Source organism: Cupriavidus sp. CuC1, assembly GCF_044627735.1.
Taxonomy (GTDB): Bacteria; Pseudomonadota; Gammaproteobacteria; order Burkholderiales; family Burkholderiaceae; genus Cupriavidus; species Cupriavidus ulmosensis.
In genome coordinates, this window is sequence record NZ_JBIUHC010000022.1 from 53735 (window position 1) to 78027 (window position 24293).

Genomic DNA, 24293 nt, shown 5'->3' on the forward strand with positions numbered 1-24293 from the left:
AAGCCGACGCTTATGCTTCATAAGCACCTCCTGCTTCCTGTTCGTCCGAGCAAAGCATGCGCCTGGAGGTGCTTTGTTCCTGTGCTGTTCGCGCCGCCGGCGAAAAACCGTGCGGCGCGCTTTTTCAAAAGCGCGATCCACTTGCGGCAAGCGCCGCCCAGCTCGAATTGAAAGCACTCACTTTTCATGTTCACGGCATCCGTGCCGTAAGCCCTTCCAGCTTGTGCCAGGCATGTGCGCCCCGGACACCGTGCATGCCTGCGCTTGCGCAGGAGCATTGCCATGCCTTTGAGAATCCTGATTGCCGATGACCATCCCGCCATTACGCTCGCAGTCAGGAGCCAGTTGCGGGGCCAGACCGGCTGGGAGATCTGCGCGGATGTCCACAGCTCTGCCGAGCTGCTGCAGGCCGCACGCGTATTCCGGCCCGATATCGTCGTCACCGACTACCACATGCCGTGCTGCAATGCGAGCGATGGCATCCGCTTGCTAGCCAACCTGCGGCGACACTTTCCGGCGCTAGGCGTGGTGGTGCTCACCATGATCACCAACCCGCTGGTCCTGCGCGCCATCCTGAACGCGGGCGCACATGGCCTCCTGCTCAAGGACTCGCAGCTGGACGAACTGGTCACCGCCATCATCCGCGTCGAGCGCGGGCTGCGCTTTATCGGTGAATCCGCCGCGCGCGTGCTGGAGCAGTCCGGCGCCCACTACGCGCCCGGCCGCGCCGGCGCCCTGTGCTTGTCGGTACGCGAGTCCGAAGTCATGCGGCTCTACCTCAGTGGCAACTCGGTTACCGGGATTGCCGGGCAGCTAAGCCGCAGCGTCAAGACCATCAGCCGCCAGAAAAACAGCGCCATGCGCAAGCTGGGCGCCAGCAATGAACGCGAGCTGTTCGACTTCGCCGCGCAGCAGGGGCTGGTGCTGCCGAGCCTGGATAGCGCGCAGGAGAGCCCGCCGCCCGGCCACTCCGACTGGCTATAATCGCAGCGCCGCGCAGGCGGCCGCTTCTGCCAACCCAGCCACTTAGCCAGCCACCGTCGTCGCCATGACCAACCTTGCCGCAGCCGTCGCACCCGCAGCTCCAGGCACCTCATCCGATGCGGCAAGGCCCCTGCGCGTGCCCGCCATGCTGGTGGCGGCGCCGGCCTCGGGCCAGGGCAAGACCACGGTGACGGCCGCGCTGGCATGGCTGCACCGCCGCCAGGGCCGCACCGTCCGGGTCTTCAAGAGCGGTCCCGACTACCTCGATCCCTCCATTCTCGCCGCCGCCAGCGGCGCGCCGGTCCACTCGCTCGACTTGTGGATGACCGGCGCCGAAGACGCCGCCGCACGCCTTGCCCAGGCAGCGGCCGAAGCCGACCTGATCCTGGTGGAAGGCGTCATGGGCCTGCACGACGGCACGCCCAGCAGCGCTGACCTGGCACGCCATTTCGGCCTGCCGGTGCTTAGCGTGATCCAGGCCGGCGCGATGGCGCAGACGTTCGGCGCGCTGGCCTTCGGCCTCGCTGGCTACGGCCAGCCGCTGGCATCCATGCAAGTGCTCGCCAATGGGGTTGCCTCCCCGCGGCATGCCGAGATGCTGCGAGAGAGCCTGCCGGCGCATATCGCTTGGGCCGGCGCGCTGGCGCGCGACAACGCGGCATCGCTGCCCGAACGGCACCTGGGCCTGCTGGCGGCCGATGAACTGCCCGACCTCAACATGCGGCTGGATCGCCTCGCGGATGCACTCGCCGGGCAACCCATCGGCGCCCTGCCCGCGGCCGTGGAGATCGCCGCGGCGCCCCCGCTGCCCGTGCTGCCGCCGCTGCTGGCCGGCAAGACCATCGCCATCGCCCGCGACGCGGCGTTCCGCTTTCTCTACCCTGCCAACCTGGATACGCTCCAGGCGCTCGGCGCCCGGCTGGCCTTCTTCTCCCCGCTCGACGACGCTGCCTTGCCTGCCTGCGACGCCCTCTGGCTGCCCGGCGGCTATCCCGAGCTGCACGCCGCGCGCCTGTCGGCCAATACAGGCATGCTGGCCGCCCTGCGCCACGCCCATGCCGGTGGCTTGCCGATCCTCGCCGAATGCGGCGGCATGATGGCGTTGTTCGAGACGCTGGTCGACAAGGACGGGCAAAGCCATGCCGTGGCCGGCCTGCTGCCCGGCACGGTCACGATGCAACGCCGCCTTGCCGCGCTCGGCCATCAACAGCTGGCGCTGCCCGAAGGCACCTTGCGCGGCCACACCTTCCATTACTCCAGCGCGCAAACCCCGCTGGCGCCGTACTGCCACGCCACCGTGCCGCGCGACGGGTCGCGGGGCGAAGCGGTGTTCCGGCAGGGCACGCTGACGGCGTCCTACACGCATCTGTATTTCCCGTCCAACCCGTTGGCCATTGCGGCGCTGTTCAGCGGCACGCGGTGAGCAAAAACCTCACGCAATGACGCAGAACTCGCGCCGGTACTTCTCCGGCGTGGCGCCAGCCTCGCGCTGGAACATCGCGATAAACGCGGATGCCGTGCTGTAGCCGAGCTCGAACGCGATCTCCTGCACGCTGCGGCCCGCCTCCAAGGCATCGATAGCGCGCAGGAAGCGCAGGCGCTGGCGCCAGTCGCCGAAGGACATGGCGAGCTCAACCTGGCAACGGCGTGCAAGGGTGCGTTCGGTCATGTGTACGCTGGCTGCCCATTCGGCCAACGAGCGATGGTCGCCAGGATCGGCCTGCAGTGCCTCCAGCACGGTGGCCAAAGCGGGCGTGGTTGCCGCCGGGAGGTAGCAGCGCTGCACCGGGGCCATGGCAAGCTGGTCGACCACCACATGTGCCAGCCGGAGATCGGCCGGCGTGCGTGGCACATGCACATCGCGCGCGGCAAAGTCGGCCAGCACGCTCTTGATGATCGGGCTGATGCGTACCGTGCAGGGCGCGCTTGGCAACTCGGCGCAAAGGCCCGGCTCGATGTAGATCGAGCGGTAAACGATCGCGTGCCGCAACGTGCAGCTGTGCACGACCTTTGGCGGTATCCATATGGCGTACTGCGGCGGGGAAAGCAGCCGCAGGCCTTCGGTTTCCATCTGCATCGCGCCGTGCGCGGCGTAGTTCAGATGGCCCCAGCTATGGCTGTGCGCCTGTGCCTGCGTATCGGCGCCGAACTCGTCGTAACGCAAGTAGAAGGGGCCTTCCATCCCTTCGACATCCAGGATCGGCAGAAAGCGCCGCTTGTCAGCCATAGCCATGCTCATCGGATCGTCGCTACACAGAGTCCGGAATTCCGGTCGATATGTCCTAATCGAGCTATATAGATCAACACAGACGCGCTCATGATAGCGTTCCATACACATCAGAGAAAGCGCTCATGTGGCAATACGCCTTACCGCTCCTGGCCGTCGTGATCTGGTCGGGCAACACCGTCGTCAGCAAGATGGCCGCCGGCACCATCGCGCCGGCTGAGATCAGTTTCTACCGCTGGCTGCTGGCGGCCCTGCTCTTCACGCCGCTGGCGCTGCGCCCGGTGCTGCGCAACTGGCCAGCGATCCGGCCCAGATTGGGGCGGATCGCGGTGCTGGGCCTGCTCGGCATGGTGGCCTATCAGTGCCTGGCCTACTACGCCGCCTACATGACCACGGCCACGCACATGGGCATCATCGGCTCGCTCACGCCGATGATGGTGCTGGCCTTGTCGATCTTGCTGCTGGGACAGGGCCTGACCGCTGGCGCCGCGGCGGGATCCATGCTGTCGATTACCGGCGTGCTGGTGGTCGTGTCGTCCGGCAACCTGGGCAGCCTGCTGACAAGCGGCGCCAACCTGGGGGACGCGCTGATGCTGCTGGCCATGCTGGCCTACGCGGTCTACGTGATCTTGCTCAAGCGCTGGAACATGAAAGACGTGCCTGCATTGCAGTTGCTCTACCTGCAGATCGTCGTCGCGGTCATCGCTTTGCTGCCGCTATACCTGCTCACGCCAAGGATGGGCCTCTCGGCTGCCAATCTCCCGCTGGTAGGGTTCGCCGGGCTCATGGCGTCGATGGTCGCGCCGCTGGTATGGATGCACGCCGTCGCCCGCATCGGGCCGAGCCGCGCGAGCATGTTCTTCAACCTGATTCCCCTGCTCACCGCGCTGATTGCAGCGGGCTTGCTTGGCGAATCGCTCGCGCCATATCACGCGGTCGGCGGGGTGCTCACGGTGTTGGGCGTGCTGCTGGCCGAAGTGTGGACGGCGCCGCTGCGGCTGCAACTGGCTCGGCCTCAAGGGTAGTTAGGGCAGTTAGGGTCGTTAGGGTCGTTAAGGCAGGTTCATCACTGATGCCGCGCTCACACGGCATCCGCCTTGTCCTGCTGCGTGCGCAGCACCGCTTCGGCAATGCCGCCCTCAAGCTCCTCCAACCCCTTGGACAGATTACGCATGGTGGTCTCGGAGACGTTTTCCAGCACGTCCTGCAGAAACGCCGAGCGCAGCGGCATTGCCTGCTCCACGATGCCATGGCCGAGCGCCGACAGGGTGACGTTGGTCACGCGGTTGTCGCGCTCGCTGGTGTTGCGCTCCACCCAGCCGAGCTCCTGCAGCGCCTTGAGCTGGCGCGTGAGCGCGCCCGGGTCCATGCCGACGCGGTCGGCAAGGGGCTTCTGCGCGATGGGCCCGGCGTGGGCGTACAACGCGGAAAGAATGCGCCAACGCGGCAAAGGATGGCCGATGCGCTGCTCGAAAGCCGCCGCATAGGCCCGGTAAGTTCGCCCGAACTGCTGTAGCACAGCCAGGCTTTGACGCTCCAATTCCACTCCAGTCTCCTGCTTGGGGCACCGTCACGCGACGGGCAACCACACCACATTATCGGCTAGCCCGGCGCCCTACTCCGTTGCCATGACCGGCTTGACGGCACGCTCCAGCTTGATCGGCGGCACCCGCCGCGAACGCCACAGGCCCAGCACCGCGATCACCGCGGCCAGCGCCAGCCCCATGTGGATGGCCCCGACCAGCGACAGCCGCGCCTGCTCCAGCAACAGGGCGCCATTATGTCCGGCCGCCTCCAGCTGCGACAGCAGGCTGGCCTGCGCCGCGCGGTCGATCAGGATCTGCGGGTCCGCCATGTGCGCCTGCCACTGGCCGGCACCGGCGCTCTGCAGCGCATCGTGCACGCCACTCAGGTAACTGCGCGTGACCAGCGTGCCCACCACGGCGGTACCGATCATGCCGCCGACCATGCGCAGCGACTGCAGCATCGCCGTGGCAATGCCCAGATGCTCGCGGCCCGCGGTCTGCTGCGCAAACACCGTCAGGTTGGGCATGATGAAGCCCAGCCCGAAGCCACACAGCAACATCATGCCCAGCAACAGATGATGCGACATCCCGCGCGTCGCCTGGGACAGGCCCAGGCAGGCCAGCGCAAGCATGGCGAATCCCGCATACAGCATATTGTTAGGCTGCCGGATGCGCGTGATGATGCGCCCGTTGATGATACTGCCCACCGTGATGCACACCACCAGTGGGGTCACCAGCACGCCTGCCTCCTTCGGCGAATAGCCAAAGCCACCCTGGAACAGCAGCGGCGCGTACAGCAGCAGCGAGAACATCGCGAAGCCGACGAACACGGCCAGCAGGAATAACGGCGCCAGCCCTGGATTGCGGAACATCTCCAGCGGCAGGATCGGGTTCGGCGTGCGGCGCTCCCATTGCCATAGGCCAACCAGTGCGCACACCGACATCACCAGCAAGCCGCCGGTGACCAGCCCAAACCCACGCTCGGGCATCAGCTCCACGCACAACTGCAAGCCGCCCAGCCCCACGCCGATCAACGCCGCGCCGAGCCAATCCACCTTGATCGCGCCGGTATTGGTCTGCTGGCGCAAGTGCGGCAGGTAACGCCAGGCAAACCACAGCCCCAGCAAGCCCACCGGCAAGTTCACGTAGAACACCGAGCGCCAGCCATAGGCCTCGGTCAACACGCCGCCAAGCGACGGCCCCACCGCGTTGGCAATGCCGAACGCCGCGCTCATCATCACCTGCCAGCGCAAGCGCACATGCGAATCGGGGAACAGGTCAGGGATACAGGCAAAGGCAGTGCCCACCAACATGCCGCCGCCAATGCCCTGCAGCCCACGGGCCAGCACCAGGAACGGCATGCTAGTCGCCATGCCGCACAGCGCGGAAGCCAGCGTGAACACGACGATGGACGCCATCACGAAGGGCTTTCGCCCGTAGTAATCGCCCAGCCGCCCGAAAATCGGCACCGTGATCACCGACATCAGCAGATAGGCCGTCGCCACCCAGGCGTAGTACTCGAACCCCTGCAGTTCCGCCACCACGGTAGGCAGCGCGGTGCCGACCACGGTCTGATCAAGTGCTACCAACATCACCACGAACGCGATACCCAGCATGGCCAGCAGGGATTCGCGGAATGGCAGCACCTGCCCGCTGCTATGCGCCTCGCGAGGCTGCGAAATCATTTTGTTGTTCCATCAATGATTGTGGAGTCAATCATTATAGGACAGGGTTGGGGGAATGGGAGTGGCTTCCACGCCACGGCAGTACATGGAGAATTAAGATGCTCCCATCAACCGGTCCGCCAGGACGATTTCATTCGGTACCTGCTTTTTCTCAAGCTTGCAGCGCCCCCATCAGCACCTGTACCAACTGGCCACCTTCTGGCGTGGCCCAGCTACCGGCAAGTTCCGCGATCAGTTGGTTGGTACTGGTCAGGGTTACGCCGCCGCGCTCCATCCGGCGCAGGGCGATGTCGTCGGCCATCTTGCTCGGCGAGCCGCCCGCGTCGGCGACTACCTGTACCTCGAAACCATCGCGCACCAGGCTCAGCGCGGGATAGACCGTGCACACGTCATTGGTGACACCGGCAATGATCAGCTTCTTGCGCCCGGTTGCCTTGACAGCCGCGGCAAAATTGTCGTCATCCATGGCATTGACGATGCCAAGCCGCTGGATGCGGGCAGCGAATTCGGACGGCAGGATTGATTCCAGTTCGCTCAGCAGCGGCCCTTGCGCGTGCTCTTCCATGCTGGAGGTCAGCACAACCGGCAGCTTCAGGATGCGAGCTGCCTGCGCCAGCATCAGCGCATTGCGTTTCATCTCTTCGAACGAAATGGATTTCACCCAGCCCATGGTGCCGACCTGGTGATCGATCAGCAGCAAGGCGGCATTGTCGGCACTGAATTTCTCGTAAGTCATCATGATTCTCCTAGGGTTTTAACTGCAGCATGTGCACGGTCTTGCCGGTCTCGGCTGCCATGGTTTACGCGCTGCAGGCGGGCTATGGCTGGCATGGCGGCAGTCCTCAGGCAGTTTCTTCCGCACTCAAGGCGGGGTAGTCGGTGTAACCCTGCGCGCCGGGCGTGTAGAACGTCGCCTTGTCGGGAGCGTTGAGCGCCGCGCCCTGGCGCAAGCGCTCGGGCAGGTCCGGGTTGGCCAGGAAGGCACTACCGAAAACGGTGGCGTCGGCGCGCCCCAAAGCCAGGAGGGCCTCGGCGGCGGTTTGATCGAGCCCGCCGCCGACCAGGTAAGCGCCATCGAAGCGCGGCCGCAGCAGCGCGTGGTAGTCAACGCTGGCGCCGAACAGGGCGACGTGCAGGTACGCGAGATCGAGCCGGCGCATTTGCTCGACCAGGTACGTGTAAGTCTCCTGCGGCGTGGCGTCGATGACGTCATTGAAGCCCATTTCCGGCGAAATCTTGATGCCGACGCGGTCGCCGCCGGCCTCAGCCACCATCGCCTCCAGCACTTCCAGCACAAAGCGGGCGCGGTTGGCGACGGAACCGCCATACTCGTCCTGGCGCTGATTGCTGCCGGACGAGAGGAATTGTTCGGGCAGATAGCCCGATGCGGCATGCAGTTCGACACCGTCAAAGCCGGCTGCCAGGGCGCGGCGCGTCGCCAGGCGGTAGTCCGCAACAACGTCGGCGATCTCGGCCACGCTCAGGGCTCGCGGGGTGATGAAATCCTGCAGGCCGTCGGCGGTCCAGGTCTGGCCGGCCGGCTTGATCGGCGACGGCCCCACCGGCAGCGCACCGCCCGGCAGCAGCGACGGGTGGGAGATGCGCCCGCTGTGCATCAGTTGCATGAAGATACGTCCGCCGTTGGCGTGCACAGCCTCGGTCACGCGCTTCCAGGCCGCCACCTGGGTGTCATTGTGGATGCCGGGGGTCCGTACATAGCCCTTGCCTGTCTCGGAGGGATAGACGCCTTCGCTGACGATCAGGCCGGCGCCGCTGCGCTGCGCGTAGTAGGTGGCGACAACGTCGCCTGGCACGCCCGCGTCATCGGCGCGCGAACGGGTCATCGGGGCCATGACCAGGCGGTTGGGCAGGGAATGGCGGCCGATGCGAATGGGGGTGAATAGCTGGTTCATGCTGTGCTCCGAAGTTGATTGGTTGATGTAGAGCATGATCCAGCAAACCATCCGCGGGATAAATATGGCAAGATTGAATTGATTGATCCACCAATGGAGCAATCAAGATGGAACTGCTGAACGACATGGCCCTGTTCGTCGAGGTCGTCAAAGCGAAGAGCTTTCGCCGTGCGGCGGAGGCAATCGGCATGCCGAACTCGACGTTGTCGCGCCGCATCACCACCCTGGAAAAGGCCATCGGGCTACGGCTCCTGCACCGCACCACACGCAAGATCGAGCCAACCGAGGCCGGCCAGATCTATTTCGACCGTTGCAAGCGCATCGTCGACGAGGCGCGGCTTGCGCACGAGCAGCTCGGCGAGCTCCTGGCGCAGCCGAGCGGCGTGTTGCACGCGTCGCTGCCGGTGGATTTCGCCAATGTCTTCCTGGCACCTCTGATCGCGGAATTCGCCAGCCGCTATCCCGGCATCAGCTTCGAGTTCGACCTCACGTCGCGGCGCGTCGATCTGGTGGCCGAGCCGGTCGATGTCGCGATCCGCATTGGGGAGCCGCCAAGTTCGAACCTGATCGCGCGCCGGCTAGCCCTCGTGCCACGCTATCTTTACGCTTCGCCGCAATATATTGAACGTTTCGGCGAGCCAAGCCAGCCGGCCGACCTCGTGCGGCACGAGTGTCTGCGCCTGCGCACGACGGAGGCCAGCGCATGGACATTGCATGACGCGACGAAAACGGTTGAGGTCGCGGTCGGCGGCCGGTTCTTGCTCAACAGCGTTGGCATGATCCGGCGCCTGGCCGCGCTCGACCTCGGCATCGCCGTATTGGCGGAAGCCATCATCGGCGACGACGTGGCCAATGGGCTACTGCGTCGCGTGCTGCCACAGTGGCAGGCAACGCCACTCCCCGTCTATGCCATCACCGAGACGCGCCTGCTGCCCGCAAAGACGCTGCGTTTCATCGAGTTCCTGCGGGAGCGCTTGGGGCAGTAACGCCCCTCTCCCCGGAGGCGCAATCGATCGTAACGCGTCCGGAGTCTGATTGACGCGCCCGCGGCTCAGCCCTCCTTCCGCGTGCCGCGAGCTAATATTGATACCATCAATTCGCCCCCGATGCGACGATGAACAAGCTCTACTCCCTGGACCTGAATCTCTTGCTCGTTTTTGATGCGATGATCCGCGTTGGCAGCGTGTCCAGGGCCGCGGAGGAAATGGGGCTGACCCAGCCTTCCACGAGCAACGCGCTCGCGCGCCTGCGGAATTTCTTCGGCGACCCCCTGTTCGTGCGTTCTGACGGCGCCATGAGGCCGACGCCGCTGGCCTTGCAAATGGCGGAACAGGTCCAGGAAGCGCTGGGACAACTCCGCCGGGCGATCGAGGACAAGCGGCACTTCGACCCGATGACCTCCTGCCGGCGTTTTTCCATCTGCATGAACGAGATGGGACAACGCGTCTTCCTGCCGAAGATCGTCACCCGCTTCGCCGAGATTGCGCCCGGGGTAGACCTTGAGGCTATCGAAATGACATCGCAGCAGGCGCAGGCGGCGATGCCCAATGGCGACGTCGACCTTGTGATTGGCTATTTCTCGGATTTCGGGCCGAACTTTTTTCGCCAGCGCGTGGCGACAGGTCATTACGTCGCCGTTGCGCGCATGGGGCATCCCCATATAGACGGGACCCTTACCCTCCCCGCCTACCTGAACGCCTCGCACATCTCCTACGTGCCCACACTCGGCAATCACGCCGCGCTGGAAGCGCTCCTCGCGCAGGAGTTCATGAAACACGGCGTGCGGCGCCGCGTCGCGTTGCGCGTAGCGAATTCGCTCGGCATCCCGAAGATCATCTCCAGCACCGACCTGATCATGACCGTACCGTCCGTGCTGGCGCAGGCGTTCTGCGAAACGGCCGCCGTGCAGGTCTTCGACCTGCCGTTCGAGATTCCGCATATCGAGATATTCCAGTACTGGCACGCACGCTATCACCACGACCCTGCCAATCAGTGGCTGCGCGCCCAGTTCAAGAGCCTGTTTTCTGCCTGACACTCCGGACGACATTGCCAGGATCAATGCTCTGTTAATGCTTGCAGAGCACATTTCATCCGCTAGCCGGCCTGATCCCGGTGATTTCTGCCTCGCACCTTACGACTTCTTTCCGACTTCTTTCCCCCGGTATTCACTGCGCCAATAACTTACATTGACGCTACTGCATAGACGCACCGCGGGTCGCGCCCTAACCTCCCATCACATTCCCGAAGAAGGAGGAGACGCAATGAAGACATCGGACCTGCAGCCGTCAGCGCTTATGTCTGCGCGTGCCACGGCATCGCCCAATTCCCCGATTGCAGTGGCTTGGGAGTTTTTGTCATGACCAGGCACACGATCACTCTGCTGCCCAGTGGCAACCAGTTCCAGTGCGACGACGGCGAGACTATCCTGAAGGCCGGCCTGGCTGCCGGCCTCCTCATGCCTTACAGCTGCCGCTCAGGTGCCTGCAACACCTGCCGCGGCACCGTCAAGCAAGGCAAGGTTGATTTCGGCAATGTCCACCCGACCTACCTCAGCGACGACGACAAGCGCGCCGGCAAGGCGCTGCTGTGCTCGGCCAAAGCCATCGGCGACTGCAGCATCGAAGTCCGCGAACTGGACCCCGGGGAAGCTTTCCCGGTGCGCCGTCTGCCGTGCCGCGTACTGCATCTCGAAAGGGTAGCGCCAGACGTCATGCTGGTCACCATCGGCCTGCCGCCCAACGAGCCGGCCGTCTTCAAGGCCGGCCAGTACGTTGACTTCCTGCTCAAGGACGGCACGCGGCGCAGCTACTCGATCGCGACCGCCCCCGTCAGCGAAGGTGTGAGGCAGTTCGACCTGCACGTCCGCCTCGTTCCCGGTGGCCGCTTCACGGAACACGTGTTCAGCACGATGAGGCTGCGCGAAACCATGATGCTGGAAATGCCGCTCGGGTCCTTCTACTGGCGCGCGCGGAGCGACAAACCGATGATCATGCTTGCTTCGGGCACCGGCTTCGCACCGATCAAGTCCATCATCGACTACAGCATCGTGTGCGCAAACACGCGTCCCATCACCCTCTACTGGGGCGGCCGCACACGCGCATGCCTCTACATGGCTGCGCTTGTCGAGAAATGGGTCGCCGACCACGACCACATCAAGTTCATTCCTGTCGTGAGTGACGCCACCCCGGGATGCAACTGGACTGGTCGCAGCGGATTCGTGCACGAGGCGGTCATGGAAGATTTCCCCGACATGTCCGCCTGTCAGGTGTATGCCTGCGGCGCGCCGGTCGTCGTCGATTCCGCCCGCCGCGATTTTACGGTGCGGTGCGGCCTTCCGGAAGGCGAGTTCTACGCCGATTCTTTCATCAACGAAGCAGACAGGCAGAAAGCCGCAGCTTGAGCTGACCGGCTTGATCTGACCGCCAATATGGAGGAGATAACACAATGGAAATCAACATCGAAGACGCCATTCCCGCGGACTTCACCGTGCCCGTCCCGGAGCGCGATTCGCTCGTAAAGCCCTTCTGCCTGGGACATGGCACCCTGGAATGCTACAGCCTGAAGGCGTCCCGCAAGTTCTACGAGGAGTTCCTCGGCCTGGAGTGCCGCCGCCACGCCAAACCGTCGATGTCGGTTCGCCTGGGTATGCGCTTTCACATTGTGTGCGTGGAAGTCGGCGACGCGGTCCATCCCTGCAACGTGCTTAACCATTGGGGGCTGGACGTCAAGTCGCGCGACAGCGTGGACGCTGCCTACCAGGCGGCGCTCAAGTACAAAGACCAATACAAGATCCGCCAGGTGCTGGAACCGCAAGAGCAGCACAGCGTGTACTCGTTCTACCTGGAAGACCTGGACCACAACTGGTGGGAGATCCAGTACTACGCTAACGGATTCCAACATGACGACTTCTTCGATTTCGGGGACCGATTCTCAGACGACGAAAAGGTCGACCTCAACGCGCTTCCTGAACTCAATATCTTCGGAAAGGCAGACTAAATGATCCAGCTCGTTACCTTCAAGGTGCCCGATGGCGTGCGCACCGGCATGATGACCAACGGAAAAATCTACCAATCCCGCGCCTACAACGACATGCTCGAAGTGCTCGCGGACTGGTCCAACGCTTGCGCAAGACTCGCGACGCTTGGCCCCAATCTGGCCGAGCGAGAGGACGTGAAGCATGCCGAACTGGTTGCACCGCTTCCGGCGCCGCGGAACATCTATTTCGCGGGAGCGAACTACAAGGACCATGTAGAGGAAATGAAGGCGCGTCTAAAGCTCAACATCAACGCCGATCCGAAGGGAAGCGGCGAGAAGCCCTGGCACTCACTCAAGGCGACCGGCTCGAGCGTGGTGGGTCCCGGCAGCAAGGTGGCGCTGCCCGGCGAGTCGAAGATGCTCGACTGGGAGGTGGAACTGGCGGTCGTCATCGGCAAGCCTGCAAAGGATGTGCCGCGGGACAAAGCACTTGACCATGTAGCTGGCTATACCGTCGCCAACGACCTGTCCGCTCGCGACCACATCTTCCGCCCCGAAGTGGCAGAGACCTCGCCCTTCCGCTATGACTGGATCGGCCAGAAGTCATTCGACGGTTCCTGCCCGATGGGTCCGGCCATCACGCCTGCGCAATTCATCGGCGACCCGATGAACCTGAGCATGAAACTGTGGGTCAACGGCAAGATCAAGCAGGATTCCAACACCAATCAGATGCTGTTCGACATCGCCGACCAGATCTCCCATCTGTCCTCGCGCGTCACGCTCCTGCCGGGCGACGTTGTCCTGACGGGTACGCCGGCCGGGGTCGGCATGCCGAACATGGACTTCCTGAAGCCGGGCGATGTCGTCAAGCAGTGGATCGAAAACATTGGCGAGTTCGAGTTCACGATCGCGTAAGCAGCGTAGAGATTGGCGGGCCGCGTCGGCGCACGTGACAGACCCAGGGTGGTAACGGCTTGCGTGCGTGAGCTTTGACAACAGAATAGGCCGGAATTGTTCTAAGCAACATTTCAACACTTCCGGCCGTCCCGCTTCACGCGGCTCCATGCGCGCTCCCCGGCGCCGTGCAAAAACCACTCGCCTAGAATATGTGCTTCAAGCCGACCATTGCGCCAAGCTGGTTTCCACCTGGCGCCGGGTTGGTACCGGCCTGGCCACTGTTGACGGACAGAGCGAGGTTTCCGAGATTGTCGATAAAGCCTGCCGTCGCATACACGGATGTCCGTTTTGAGAACGCATAGGTGCCGCGGCCCGCGAACATCCATGCCTTGTTCGGGCTGTTGTGAAAGCGAAGGTGATAGGCCTCTGCATCGACGCTGATCGTCGGGGTGATCGGGTAGGATGTCCCAAGGTAATAGAGGTCGCTGCGCAGCGTCGCGCTGGCCCGGTTGTCGCGGCGCAGCCATCCGCCTCCGATCTTCGCCTCTCCCACCATGAAATACCCGTTGAGGGAAAGCCGGTCGTCCGTGAGGGCGCTGCTTGTCAGGCCAGCAAAGGCACCAGGTCCGCCTCGCAACGAATCGTAGGCCGCCGCTACGCTCCAGCGCGCCGCATCATATTTCAGGAGCGCCGACCACTCACGACACGATCGCATGTCTGCCGGGTTCTCCCCCGCGCAATTGGTGCCGGCCGGACTCGGGCCGGCGTTGACCGTGTCGCGACCGAAGCTGTAGGTGGCGCCAACCGTCAGGCCACCAAAGGTGCCTTTGTAGGACACGGCATTGTCCGCGCGCGCATTCGGTATGTAACTGTCGAGCGATCCGGAACCAAAGAGATTTGGGCCAAGCATGTCGGGCTCGGCCATGGCCCAGAAGAGCATCGTGTACTGGCGCCCGAGTGCCACCTGCCCCCAGCGCCCGGAGAGGCCTACCAGCGCCTGGCGGCCGAACAGGCGCCCTCCCTGGCCCGACGCACCGCTGTCTGGCAGGAAACCAGACTCCAGCCAGAAGATCGCCTTGTTGCCGCCGCCGATGTCTTCGCTCCCGCGCAAGCCCCAACGGGACGGAACGGTACCGGTCAGGCTAGGCATGAAGGTTTGGGTGTCGCGTGCCCGGCCGACGCCATTGACGAAGGCGATGCCGGTGTCGACGACGCCATATAACGTTACGTTCTGCGCGGCGGCCAATCCGGGAGCTGCCATCAGAAGCGCAGCGGCCATCTTACGAATCCTCATGTTTCCTCCTCCATTCGCTGTCATATAGTTATTGGCTGACGTTGCGAGAGCGCCACCAGGCCTCCGTCAAGGTGGCATATGCCCAGCCGTACGTGCCGGCATGACCCGGCTCGTCCGAAATTCGCCAGGTCTGTCAATCCACGGCGAAGGCTGTCGCTAAGCTTCGGCGTGTTCCCCGCCTCGCTGCGTAACCAGGTCGAGCGCCACATCGACGATCATGTCCTCCTGGCCACCCACCATGCGACGCTTCCCCAGTTCCACCAGGATGTCGACGGTTTTCAGCTTGTAGCGTGCTGCTGCGGCTTCGGCATGGCGCAGGAAACTCGAGTAAACACCGGCGTAGCCCAGGGCCAGGGTTTCTCGGTCCACACGTACTGGCCTGTCCTGCAACGGGCGTACGATGTCGTCAGCGGCATCCATCAGGGTGTAGAGGTCGCAGCCGTGCTTCCAACCCAGCCGGCTGGCGGCTGCGATGAACACCTCCAGCGGCGCGTTCCCTGCGCCCGCACCCATGCCGGCCAGGCTCGCGTCCACACGGTCGCAGCCCTCTTCCACCGCGACGATGGAGTTGGCCACGCCCAGGCTCAGGTTGTGGTGTGCGTGAATGCCGGTCTGGGTCTCGGACTTGAGCACGTCCTTAAAGGCGCGGAAACGATCGCGCACATCGCTCATGTTCAGCGCCCCACCGGAATCGACCACGTAGACGCACTGCGCGCCGTAGCTTTCCATCAGCTTTGCCTGCTGCGCCAGGGCAGCGGGATCGGTCATATGACTCATCATCAGAAAGCCGACGGCATCCATGCCGAGTTCGCGCGCGAAGTCAATGTGCTGGCGCGAGACGTCCGCCTCGGTGCAGTGCGTGGCTACGCGCACCACCCTGGCGCCAGCATCGTAGGCGGCACGCAGGTCGTGCACCGTGCCCACTCCGGGCAGCAGCAGCGTCGCCACCTTGGCGTGGCGCACGGTATCGGCTACCGCGGCGATCCACTCGACATCGGTATGAGCGCCGAAGCCATAGTTGAAGCTCGAGCCAGAGAGGCCGTCGCCGTGCGCGACCTCGATCGAGTCCACCCCCGCCGCATCCAGCGCGGCGGCAATGCGGCGCACGTGGTCCAGGCTGTACTGGTGCCGGATGGCGTGGCTGCCGTCACGCAGGGTGACGTCCGAGATATAAAGCTTCTTGTTCAGATCCATGTCTATCTCCTCGTGCACGGTCAGATGGCTGCCAGGCTGGTCTCGGCCAGGCGCTCGGCGCAGGTCAGCGCGGCGCTAGTCATGATGTCGAGATTGCCGGCATAGGCCGGCAGGTAGTGAGCGGCGCCCTCCACTTCCAGGAACACGGTGGTCTTCAATCCGCTGGCGGGTCCGATGCCCGGTACGTTCAGCGGCGCAGAAACGGGAATGCGTTCGAACTGCACGCGCTGCTTGAGCCGGTAGCCTGGCACATAGGCCTGCACGGCCTGCACCATCTCCGCAATGCTCGCCTCGATAGCCGCCTCGTCGGCAGGATCGGACAGCGTGAACACCGTATCGCGCATGATCAGCGGCGGCTCGGCGGGGTTCAGCACGATAATGGCCTTGCCACGCGCTGCGCCGCCTACCGAGCAGATCGCCTGGCTGGTGGTCTCGGTGAACTCGTCAATATTGGCGCGCGTGCCCGGCCCGGCCGATTTGCTGGAGATCGAAGCCACGATCTCGGCGTAGTGCACTTTCGCCACGCGCGATACCGCGGCCACCATCGGAATGGTGGCCTGGCCGCCGCAGGTGACCATATTGATGTTGCTGGCCTCCAGGTGTTGATCCAGGTTGACCACCGGCACCACATAGGGGCCGATCGCCGCCGGCGTCAGGTCGATCACCCGCACCCCGTGCTGCTGCAGCAACTGGTTATGGTGCGCGTGCGCACCGGCCGAGGTGGCGTCGAAGGCGATGCGGATATCGCCAAAGCTCTCCATCGCCAGCAGGCCTTCGATGCCCCCGGCGGTCGTCGGCACGCCCAGCCGCGCGGCGCGCGCCAGGCCGTCGGAGGCGGGATCGATGCCGACCATCGCGCCCATCTCCAGATGGCGGCCATGCCGCATTACCTTGATCATCAGGTCGGTGCCGATATTGCCCGAGCCGATGATGGCTACCTTGTGCTTGCCTGCTTTCATATCCATGCTGACTCTCCCTTGCCGCCGCAGTCCATTAGCGGCCCAATTCCCTGGCCGATTTGCCGCCGATGCCGAAATGCGCCTTGGGCATTTCGGTGATCAGCACGCGCACGGTTTCGCGCGGGGCGCCGATCGACTCCACCGCCGCGTCAGTGAGCGCGCCGATCAGGCGCGCTTTCTGTTCCTCGGTCCTGCCTTCCATCAGGAAGACTTGCATGATGGGCATTGCCTTGCTCCTGTCATATTTCAGATGTCATTGGGAACACGCAGTCTTGCTCCCTCTGACCTGTGCTGCCATCAGACGAACCGCATCGACACCGTGCCCAGGTGCTGGTAGCGCACGGTAATGTTGTCGCCAGCCGCCACCGCAATGGCCTCCGTCACGCCGCCGGTCATGATGAAGGTGCCGGCCGGCAACTCGCGCCCGCGCGCCCCGAGCATGTTGGCCAGCATGGCCACGCTGCTGGCCGGATGGCCCAGCACCGCCGCACCGGCGGCGGTGGCGACCACCTCGCCGTTCTTTTCCATCACCACGCCGAGGTTCTTCAGATCGATCCCCTCGGCGCTGCGATGCGTGCCGCCCACCACGAAGCGGGCCGACGAAGTGTTGTCCGCGATCACGCTCTTGAGGTCGAAGCGGAAGTTCTCGTAGCGCGAGTCGATCACCTCCACCGCCGGCAGCACGAAGTCGGTGGCGGCCAGCACGTCGCCGATATGGCAGCCCGGCCCCTTGAGCGGATGCTTGAGCACGAAGGCGATCTCGGCCTCCACCTTGGGGTGGATCAGCGACGCGGTGTCGATGGCGCCGCCGTCCATGCAGGCGCCGTAGTCGGTCAGGAAACCGTAGACCGGATCGGTCACCCCCATCTGGCGCATCTTGGCAAACGAGGTCAGCCCCATCTTGAGGCCGGCAATGCGGGTGCCGCGCGCTTCCTTGCGCGCCCGGATCGCGTCCTGGATGGCGTAGGCGTCGTCCCAGTCCATGTCGGGATGGCTGTCGGTGATCTTGCGCACCGGCTCGCGGTTGCGCTCGGCGTTCTCCAGGTGCTCGGCGAGCTGCTGGATGGTGTCTTGGGTGAGGTTCATGGCAATGTCCTGGCCGATGGCATAAGGAATCCGTTCAAACGAAGCGCACGCCGGCCGAGCCGATGCCGCCCAGGCTGATGCGCAGCTGGTCGCCGGCCTTGACCGGCACCATCGCGGCCAGCGAGCCGGACAGGATCACCTCGCCCTTCTTCAGCCCGATGCCGAGCCGGCCCAGCGTGTTGGCCAGCCATGCCACGGCGTTGGCCGGATGGCCAAGCGCGGCGGCGCCGGCGCCGGTGGCGACGATCTCGCCGTTCTTCTCCAGGGTCATGCCGACCGTGCCGAGGTCCAGCCCGCGCGGGTCCACCGCCGCGTCGCCCAGCACGAACACGCCGGACGATGCGTTGTCCGCCACGGTGTCCTGGATCCGGATCTTCCAGTCGCGGATGCGCGAGTCGACGATCTCGAAGCACGGCAGCACGTAGGCGGTGGCGCGCAGCACATCGGCATTGGTCACGCCCGGGCCTTCCAGGTCCTCCTTGAGCACGAAGGCGATTTCCCCTTCGGCCTTCGGCGCGATCAACGTGTCAGCGGCAATGGCAGCGCCGTCGCCATAGACCATGCCGGACAGCAGGTGCCCGAAATCCGGCTGCCGCACATCGAGCATGTCCATCACCACCCGGCTGGTCACGCCGATCTTCTTGCCGATCACGCGCTCGCCCGCATCCAGGCGGTGCTGCACCATGGCCAGCTGGATGCGGTAGGCGTCGTCGATGGACAACTCGGGATAGCGCTCGGTGAGCGGCGCAACGGCCTGGCGGTCGGATAGCGCGCGATGGAGGCCTGCGCCGAGGTCCAGGATCTGTTCGGGTTTCATAGCCTGCCTCACAGTTTTACGCAGACGTTGCGCAGTTCGGTATAGAACTCCAGCGAATGCACCCCGCCCTCGCGGCCGATGCCGGATTGCTTGGCGCCGCCGAAGGCGGTGCGCAGGTCGCGCAGGAACCACGCGTTGATCCAGCAGATGCCCACCTCCAGCGCGCTACCCATGCGGTGGGCGGTGCCGAGGTCGGAGGTCCACACGGTGGCGGCCAGCCCGTAAGGCGTGTCGTTGGCAAGCCGGATCGCCTCTTCCTCGGTATCGAACGGCGCGATATGGCAGCACGGGCCGAAGATCTCCTCGCGGATCACAGCCGAATCTTCGGGCAGACCGGTCCAGATGGTGGGCTGCACCCAAGCGCCTCCAGCCAGCGCGCCGGGCATGTCGGGCACGCCGCCGCCGGTGACCACGGTGGCACCAGCTTCTGCCGCCTTCTTGTAGTAGGAGAGCACTTTGGCGCGATGCTCCAGCGACACCAGCGGGCCCATGCTCACGCCCTCGTCGCCCGGCCGGCCCACGCGCAGGCCCTCGGCCTTTGCCTTGAGCGCCGTGACGAAGCGCTCGAAGATCGGCCGCTGCACATAGACGCGCTCGGTGCCCAGGCACACCTGCCCGCTGTTCTCGAAGGCCGAGCGGGTGATGCCGGCCACCGCCTTGTCGAAATCCGCATCGGCGAAGACGATGCCGGCATTCTTGCCACCCAATTCGAACGAGACCGGGCGCACGCCATTGGCGGCGGCCTTCATGATGGCCTCCCCGGTACGGGTCTCGCCAGTGAAGGTGATGCCGTTCACATCCGGATGCGCGGTCAGGAAGGCGCCGGCGGATTCCGGGCCGAAACCGTGGACCACGTTATAGACGCCCGGCGGCACGCCGGCTTCGTTCATTACCTCGCCAAGCAGCGTGGCGGTAGCCGGCGTTTCCTCGGACGGCTTGACCACCACCGTGTTGCCACAGGCCAGCGCCGGGCCGACCTTCCAGGTCATCAGCAGCAGCGGCAGGTTCCACGGACACACCACGCCGATCACGCCGCGCGGCGAGCGCACCGCGTAGTTGATGGCCTCGCCGCCGTCCGGCGTGGCCATGGCGAAGCTCTCGGTGGGCACGTTCTTGATCAGGTCGGCGAACACCTTGAAGTTGGCCGCGCCGCGCGGGATGTCGATGTGGCTGGCGAGCGAGTGCGGTTTGCCGGTGTCGGCGATCTCGGCTTGCAGGAAGTCGTCGAAGCGCCGGTTGATGCCGTCTGCCACCGCATGCAGCAGCTCGACGCGTTGCGCCACGGTCATCTTGCCCCACGGGCCCGTCAGTGCCTGTCTGGCCGCGGCAACCGCCGCATCGACCTCGGCCTGCCCGGCTTCGTGGACGTGCCCGATCAGGCTGTTGTCGACCGGATTGCGGTCCTCGAAAGTCCGACCGGTGCCGAACCATTCGCCGTTGATGAAGTTGCGGAATTGTTTCATGCAATTGCCTCGATGACTGATTTTGAAAAGGAATGGTCCCGTCCTGCCTAGGGCGCGTCGGACCCGAGCAGCACAGAGGCTGCCGCGGTCTGTCGCCTCTGTGCCGCGGACAAGCAGGCGAGGGCAATCGCCCCGAGCACGGGAGGGAACGCGATGAGCTGGAACAGCGTCCGTGTATCGGCGAACAGCGTCATCAACATGCCGCCACTGATGGCACCGACGATGGACCCGATGCGCCCCATGGCCAGTGCCCAACTGACGCCGGTAGCGCGTATTTGCGTCGGGTACAGCGTTGCGGCCAGCGCGTTCATGCCGGTCTGCCCCCCGACCACGCCGAAACCGGCGCAGAACACTGCGACTGCCAACCAGCCTGGCGTGTCAATCGTCAATCCGATCGCACCCAGGGCAAGGCTGGAACCCAGATACGATGCCGCTAGTACGTAATATGGGTTGAGCCGGTCCATCAACCGCGCCAGTACCAGGGCACCAATGGTGCCGCCCAGCGGCGCCATGGCCGCAATCCGCGCCGCAGCGCTGATGGGATGGCCGGCCTCGCGCATGATGGTGGGCAGCCAGCTGGAAAGGAGATAGAACACGAACAGCGAGCAGAAGTAGGCCACCCAGAGCAACACCGTACGCTGCAGCAGCCCGGCGGCCAGCAACTGGCGCACGGACGCTTTCGCCACGGCCACATCATGGGTGGCGACGATAGTGTGATCGCGCCAGCGCGCGTCGCCACAGATTCTTTCCACAAATCGATGCAACTGCCCCTGGTGCGCGGGTCGTCCCGCCAGATAGCGCACCGACTCTGGCAAGGCAACCGCGAGGAACGGCAGCAACAGCAGTGGCATGGCGCCGCCCAGCACCAGTACACTGCGCCACCCATGGGCCACGATAAGCTGCGCGGCAAGCTCGCCACCAAGGGCAAAGCCCCCCGTGAAGCCGCAAAAGCTGAGCGTGACGAGGAACATCCGGTGCCGCTTGGGCGCGTATTCGGATGTCAACGCGATTGACGTCGGCATGGCGCCGCCCAATCCCAGCCCCGTCAGGAACCGCAGGGCAATCAGCATCTCCAGGGAGGTCGATGCGGCTGACACCACAGTGCCAAGGCCGAAGATCGCAACGCAGAGCAACATCACCCGCTTGCGGCCAATCCTGTCCGCCAGTGGCCCGATCAACAAGGCGCCTACCAGCAGGCCGAGCAGGCCAGCACTGAACGCCGGCGCCATGGCCGAAACGGCCAGGCCCCATTCCTGCCGCAACGCCGGAGCGATATAGCCGATCGCGGCCGTGTCGAATCCATCGATCGCGACGATCAACCCGCACAACGCCAGCACCGCGATCTGGAATCGAGACAAACGGCTCTGGTCCACTATGTATTCGATATCGACTATCTTGTCTTCCTTCATGTCTCACTCCATGGGCAGATCGTGCTGCCTCATCTGTTTGTCGGAAACCCAATCGTCTGGTGAACGCTAGGCCGATACCATCGCCATGCTTTCCGAATCGCCGGCCGTCAGGTATTCCCACATCCGTTCGAAGATCCGGCCAACGCGGGTGGCCCGCAATTCGGCGTCCGCCTGCGGGATGACAGCGGCACGGTCGCTCAACCCGGCACCGCGCAACGCGAGATCCAGGCGTGCCGCATCCTCCAGGTACCAAGTCAGTACCACCGCATCCTCCAGCGAGCCGCCGGCAACCACGGCGCCGTTGCCCCGCATCACCACCGCGCTGGCCATGCCCAGGGTTTCGGCTACCGCTGCAGCCTGCTCAGGCGTGCGGACCAGCTGCGGGTCGTCCCACAGCGGCACCCCAGCCGAAAAGTAGGTGCCGATGCCGTGCAGGCAACGCGGTGTCAAGCGTGCCGCCGACAACGCCATCACGGCTGGCGGCATGCTACGCACGACGCCGCCAATGTGCGGATGCCGCCGGTAGATCTCCTGATGAATGCGAACTTCGCCCAGCACGCCTTCAGGAAGCGCCTCGTGGACATTCACCACCGTGCCGGTGTCGCTTGCCCCGATCAGCCCCATCGGCTTGGCCGCACAAACCAGAAACGCGCTTGGGCTGAGGCGCACACTGCAATGTCCATAGGCATGGGCGAGATGAGCCCGGCCGATCGCCCGCGCGGCCACACCCAGGAGGCGTTGTTGCGCATCGATGGCACCAGTGTGTGGGAGAGTGGAGGTCGTGCTCATGAGCGAAACTCGGCGATGTCCGGCTTGGCACCCCACATGCAGAAGGATGACGAAGTACCGTTGGGGAAATGGCGAGGGCGGTAGGTCTTCTCGTCTTCCAACGAGATGGTCCTGACGCCGGTCGAGTACTCGTAGATCATGCCGTCCGGGCCTTCGAAATAGAGGAACATGGCGCCCGACGTGGGATGCCGCCCCGGCCCGAACAGGATGCGCACGCCCCGTTCGCGCAACAGGTAGTAAGACCGCATCAGGTCGTCGATACTCTCCACCTGGTGATTGATATGCTGGACGCCGGCGTAAGCGGAAGGGAACAGCGCGATCTTGTGGTGGATCTCGTCGATCCGCAGCAACGGCGCCTCGCCGATCCAGTCACTTACCTTGGCATTGCAGAGCCCCGTCCAGAAGGTTTCGTCGCGCGCTGGACTGGTCGAGCGCAAGCCGATGTGGCTAAAGCCGGTGATGCCGGCATCGCGCGATGGAAAATAACGGCGACCGCTGTGGTCGGGGGCGACAACGAGGTCGATGCTGTTGCCTGACGGATCACGAAAGTTGATGAAGGCGCCAACGCGGCGTAGTTCGCACTGCTCTTTCGAGCCGGTGACGACACGCATGTCGTTGCGATCGAGCACATCGGCGGCCGCGGAAAGCTCGATGGAAGACGCCACCTCGAAGGCGGCAGTGTGGTCTTGGGGATCGCCCTCGAAATAGCACAGCGTGTGGTCACGGCTATCCGAGCGGAAGTAGATGGCCCCATTCTCGCGATGCGCGACTTCCAGGCCCAGCACTTGCGTAGCGTACTGTTCGCAACTCTGCAGGTCGCGCGTCCCAAGACGCACATAACGAATATCGGAAAGATGGATCATTGGGTCTCCTGTTGATCGCCGCCGGCAGATCGCGAAGCAGGAGTAATCGGGCACGCGCTTCCCCGGTCGCAGGGTGAACCGGCCTGGCTGCGTTTGTCTCCTGCCCCCGCAGGCGTTGACGCTGATGCATCGTCCTGTCGGCTGGTTTTGTGCAAATGTAGCCGCGCCGAATGCATAGACAAAGCAAATTGTTATAATTCAGATTATTTGCTTTTCAAATATCAATGCGACTCGATCTGAATTTGCTGCGGGTCTTGCTAGCGATCTACGACACCGGCAGTGTGACGGCAGCGGCCAAGCGCTTGAAGATGAGCCAGCCGGCGGCCAGCGCCGCCCTCTCCCGGTTGCGCGAGTCATTGGGAGATGCCCTGTTTATCCGGCAGGCTGATGGCATGTCGCCTACGCCCCGCGCACAAAGCCTGGCGGGCAAGGCAAGGGAAGTTCTGGACGCCATCGATCACGATATCCTGCGGGCGCCGGATTTTGATCCGCGGGTGTGCAACGATGAATTCGTCTTTTGCCTGAGCGCGATCGGAGAGATCGTGTTTCTGCCAAAGCTGGTGCAACACATCCGCGCTACGGCCCCATCGGCGCGCATTCGTGGCGTCAGCCTCGCTCCCGCCCAGTTGGAAGAAGCCTTGCGGGCCGGCGAGGTCGATCTGGCGCTGGGCTATTTCCCGGATCTACGCAAGGCCGAATACTTCCAGCGCCGCCTGTTTTCGCACGACCTTGTCTGCATGGTGCGCACGGGGCATCGGATCAAAGGACCGCGCATGACCTTGGCGCAGTTCCAGGCTGCGGAACATGCATTCGTCAAGGATGGAAGCCGCACCCAGGAGATGTTTGAAGAGGCTCTCGCCAAGCGAGGCATCCAGCGCAGCATCGTGTTGCATACCGCGCACTATATGAGCATTCCCACCATCATCGCCGAATCCGACCTGGTGGTCGTGCTGCCGCGTACGGTCGCCAATGTGTTTGCCGACTCCCAAAGGGTGCGTATCGTAACGCCTCCCGTTGAAATTCCGCGTTACGATCTAAAAATGTACTGGCACCGGCGCTTTGCCAAGGATCCCAAATCGAAATGGCTGCGCTCCGTGGTCACAGAGGTTTTCGCCACCGATGTCGACTGAGCAATTGGGGCTGTCCTGGACGTGACAACCAACACCAGATTCCACATGGGGTATGCGGTTCAAACTTCAACGAATCTCGGGA

The 24293-nt window shown here is 64.2% G+C and carries 24 protein-coding genes; 9 read left to right on the forward strand and 15 right to left on the reverse strand.

Annotated features, from left to right (window positions below; all coding sequences use genetic code 11):
* Positions 1-282 precede the first annotated feature (282 nt).
* Complete coding sequence (locus ACGLHR_RS12380; RefSeq protein WP_400094108.1) at positions 283-984, forward strand: response regulator; 702 nt, start codon at positions 283-285, stop codon at positions 982-984.
* A 64-nt stretch (positions 985-1048) separates the two neighbouring features.
* Positions 1049-2407, forward strand: coding sequence for a cobyrinate a,c-diamide synthase (locus tag ACGLHR_RS12385; protein ID WP_400094109.1), 1359 nt, complete (start codon positions 1049-1051; stop codon positions 2405-2407).
* Positions 2408-2416: 9 nt separating this feature from the next.
* On the opposite strand, the gene ACGLHR_RS12390 is transcribed toward ACGLHR_RS12385, so the two are convergent.
* Positions 2417-3211 carry an AraC family transcriptional regulator gene (locus tag ACGLHR_RS12390; RefSeq protein WP_400094111.1) on the reverse strand — a complete coding sequence of 265 codons (795 nt, stop codon included), beginning with the start codon at positions 3209-3211 and terminating at the stop codon, positions 2417-2419.
* A 125-nt stretch (positions 3212-3336) separates the two neighbouring features.
* Between ACGLHR_RS12390 and ACGLHR_RS12395 the strand changes: the two genes are divergently transcribed.
* A complete protein-coding gene (locus tag ACGLHR_RS12395; RefSeq protein ID WP_400094113.1) occupies positions 3337-4236 on the forward strand; it encodes a DMT family transporter in 900 nt (299 codons plus the stop codon).
* Between the two features lie 56 nt (positions 4237-4292).
* On the opposite strand, the gene ACGLHR_RS12400 is transcribed toward ACGLHR_RS12395, so the two are convergent.
* The 4 genes from ACGLHR_RS12400 to ACGLHR_RS12415 form a co-directional block, all read right to left on the reverse strand.
* On the reverse strand, positions 4293-4757 hold the full coding sequence (locus ACGLHR_RS12400; RefSeq protein WP_400094114.1) for a MarR family winged helix-turn-helix transcriptional regulator: 465 nt from the start codon (positions 4755-4757) through the stop codon (positions 4293-4295).
* Positions 4758-4826: 69 nt separating this feature from the next.
* Entirely contained in the window at positions 4827-6422 is a 1596-nt protein-coding gene (locus tag ACGLHR_RS12405) for an MFS transporter (RefSeq protein ID WP_400094115.1), read from the reverse strand.
* Between the two features lie 151 nt (positions 6423-6573).
* Positions 6574-7158 carry an isochorismatase family protein gene (locus tag ACGLHR_RS12410; protein ID WP_400094146.1) on the reverse strand — a complete coding sequence of 195 codons (585 nt, stop codon included), beginning with the start codon at positions 7156-7158 and terminating at the stop codon, positions 6574-6576.
* Positions 7159-7264: 106 nt separating this feature from the next.
* A complete protein-coding gene (locus ACGLHR_RS12415; protein ID WP_400094116.1) occupies positions 7265-8335 on the reverse strand; it encodes an alkene reductase in 1071 nt (356 codons plus the stop codon).
* Positions 8336-8442: 107 nt separating this feature from the next.
* Between ACGLHR_RS12415 and ACGLHR_RS12420 the strand changes: the two genes are divergently transcribed.
* The 5 genes from ACGLHR_RS12420 to ACGLHR_RS12440 all read left to right on the forward strand — a co-directional run bounded on the left by ACGLHR_RS12420 (position 8443) and on the right by ACGLHR_RS12440 (position 13225).
* Complete coding sequence (locus ACGLHR_RS12420) at positions 8443-9321, forward strand: LysR substrate-binding domain-containing protein (RefSeq protein WP_400094118.1); 879 nt, start codon at positions 8443-8445, stop codon at positions 9319-9321.
* Between the two features lie 128 nt (positions 9322-9449).
* Positions 9450-10367, forward strand: coding sequence for a LysR family transcriptional regulator (locus ACGLHR_RS12425; protein ID WP_400094120.1), 918 nt, complete (start codon positions 9450-9452; stop codon positions 10365-10367).
* Between the two features lie 324 nt (positions 10368-10691).
* Complete coding sequence (locus ACGLHR_RS12430; RefSeq protein ID WP_400094121.1) at positions 10692-11735, forward strand: CDP-6-deoxy-delta-3,4-glucoseen reductase; 1044 nt, start codon at positions 10692-10694, stop codon at positions 11733-11735.
* A 44-nt stretch (positions 11736-11779) separates the two neighbouring features.
* The gene (locus tag ACGLHR_RS12435; RefSeq protein ID WP_400094123.1) at positions 11780-12331 is read left to right on the forward strand and encodes a VOC family protein; all 552 of its coding nucleotides are present in this window, start codon (positions 11780-11782) and stop codon (positions 12329-12331) included.
* A gap of 36 nt (positions 12332-12367) precedes the next feature.
* Positions 12368-13225, forward strand: coding sequence for a fumarylacetoacetate hydrolase family protein (locus ACGLHR_RS12440; protein ID WP_400094124.1), 858 nt, complete (start codon positions 12368-12370; stop codon positions 13223-13225).
* Positions 13226-13409: 184 nt separating this feature from the next.
* Here ACGLHR_RS12440 and ACGLHR_RS12445 read toward each other — a convergent pair whose 3' ends face one another.
* The 10 genes from ACGLHR_RS12445 to ACGLHR_RS12490 form a co-directional block, all read right to left on the reverse strand.
* Entirely contained in the window at positions 13410-14501 is a 1092-nt protein-coding gene (locus tag ACGLHR_RS12445; RefSeq protein ID WP_400094125.1) for a porin, read from the reverse strand.
* Between the two features lie 156 nt (positions 14502-14657).
* A complete protein-coding gene (dmpG, locus tag ACGLHR_RS12450) occupies positions 14658-15695 on the reverse strand; it encodes a 4-hydroxy-2-oxovalerate aldolase (RefSeq protein ID WP_400094127.1) in 1038 nt (345 codons plus the stop codon).
* Positions 15696-15715: 20 nt separating this feature from the next.
* Positions 15716-16660 (reverse strand): acetaldehyde dehydrogenase (acetylating), encoded by a 945-nt coding sequence (locus ACGLHR_RS12455; protein ID WP_400094128.1) that lies wholly within the window; start codon positions 16658-16660, stop codon positions 15716-15718.
* Positions 16661-16688: 28 nt separating this feature from the next.
* The gene (locus tag ACGLHR_RS12460; RefSeq protein ID WP_318238477.1) at positions 16689-16904 is read right to left on the reverse strand and encodes a 2-hydroxymuconate tautomerase; all 216 of its coding nucleotides are present in this window, start codon (positions 16902-16904) and stop codon (positions 16689-16691) included.
* Positions 16905-16951: 47 nt separating this feature from the next.
* Positions 16952-17740, reverse strand: a complete 789-nt coding sequence (gene dmpH, locus ACGLHR_RS12465; RefSeq protein ID WP_400094129.1) for a 2-oxo-3-hexenedioate decarboxylase — start codon at positions 17738-17740, stop codon at positions 16952-16954.
* A 34-nt stretch (positions 17741-17774) separates the two neighbouring features.
* Positions 17775-18557, reverse strand: a complete 783-nt coding sequence (gene dmpE, locus ACGLHR_RS12470; RefSeq protein WP_400094131.1) for a 2-oxopent-4-enoate hydratase — start codon at positions 18555-18557, stop codon at positions 17775-17777.
* Positions 18558-18565: 8 nt separating this feature from the next.
* Complete coding sequence (locus ACGLHR_RS12475) at positions 18566-20020, reverse strand: 2-hydroxymuconic semialdehyde dehydrogenase (RefSeq protein ID WP_400094132.1); 1455 nt, start codon at positions 20018-20020, stop codon at positions 18566-18568.
* Positions 20021-20067: 47 nt separating this feature from the next.
* A complete protein-coding gene (locus tag ACGLHR_RS12480) occupies positions 20068-21429 on the reverse strand; it encodes an MFS transporter (RefSeq protein WP_400094134.1) in 1362 nt (453 codons plus the stop codon).
* A 66-nt stretch (positions 21430-21495) separates the two neighbouring features.
* Complete coding sequence (locus ACGLHR_RS12485) at positions 21496-22218, reverse strand: class II aldolase/adducin family protein (protein ID WP_400094135.1); 723 nt, start codon at positions 22216-22218, stop codon at positions 21496-21498.
* Entirely contained in the window at positions 22215-23081 is an 867-nt protein-coding gene (locus tag ACGLHR_RS12490; RefSeq protein WP_400094137.1) for a VOC family protein, read from the reverse strand. The genes ACGLHR_RS12485 and ACGLHR_RS12490 overlap by 4 nt, the downstream gene beginning before the upstream one ends.
* A gap of 224 nt (positions 23082-23305) precedes the next feature.
* On the opposite strand from ACGLHR_RS12490, the gene ACGLHR_RS12495 reads away from it, so the two are divergent.
* Complete coding sequence (locus ACGLHR_RS12495; RefSeq protein WP_318238043.1) at positions 23306-24211, forward strand: LysR family transcriptional regulator; 906 nt, start codon at positions 23306-23308, stop codon at positions 24209-24211.
* Positions 24212-24293 lie beyond the last annotated feature (82 nt).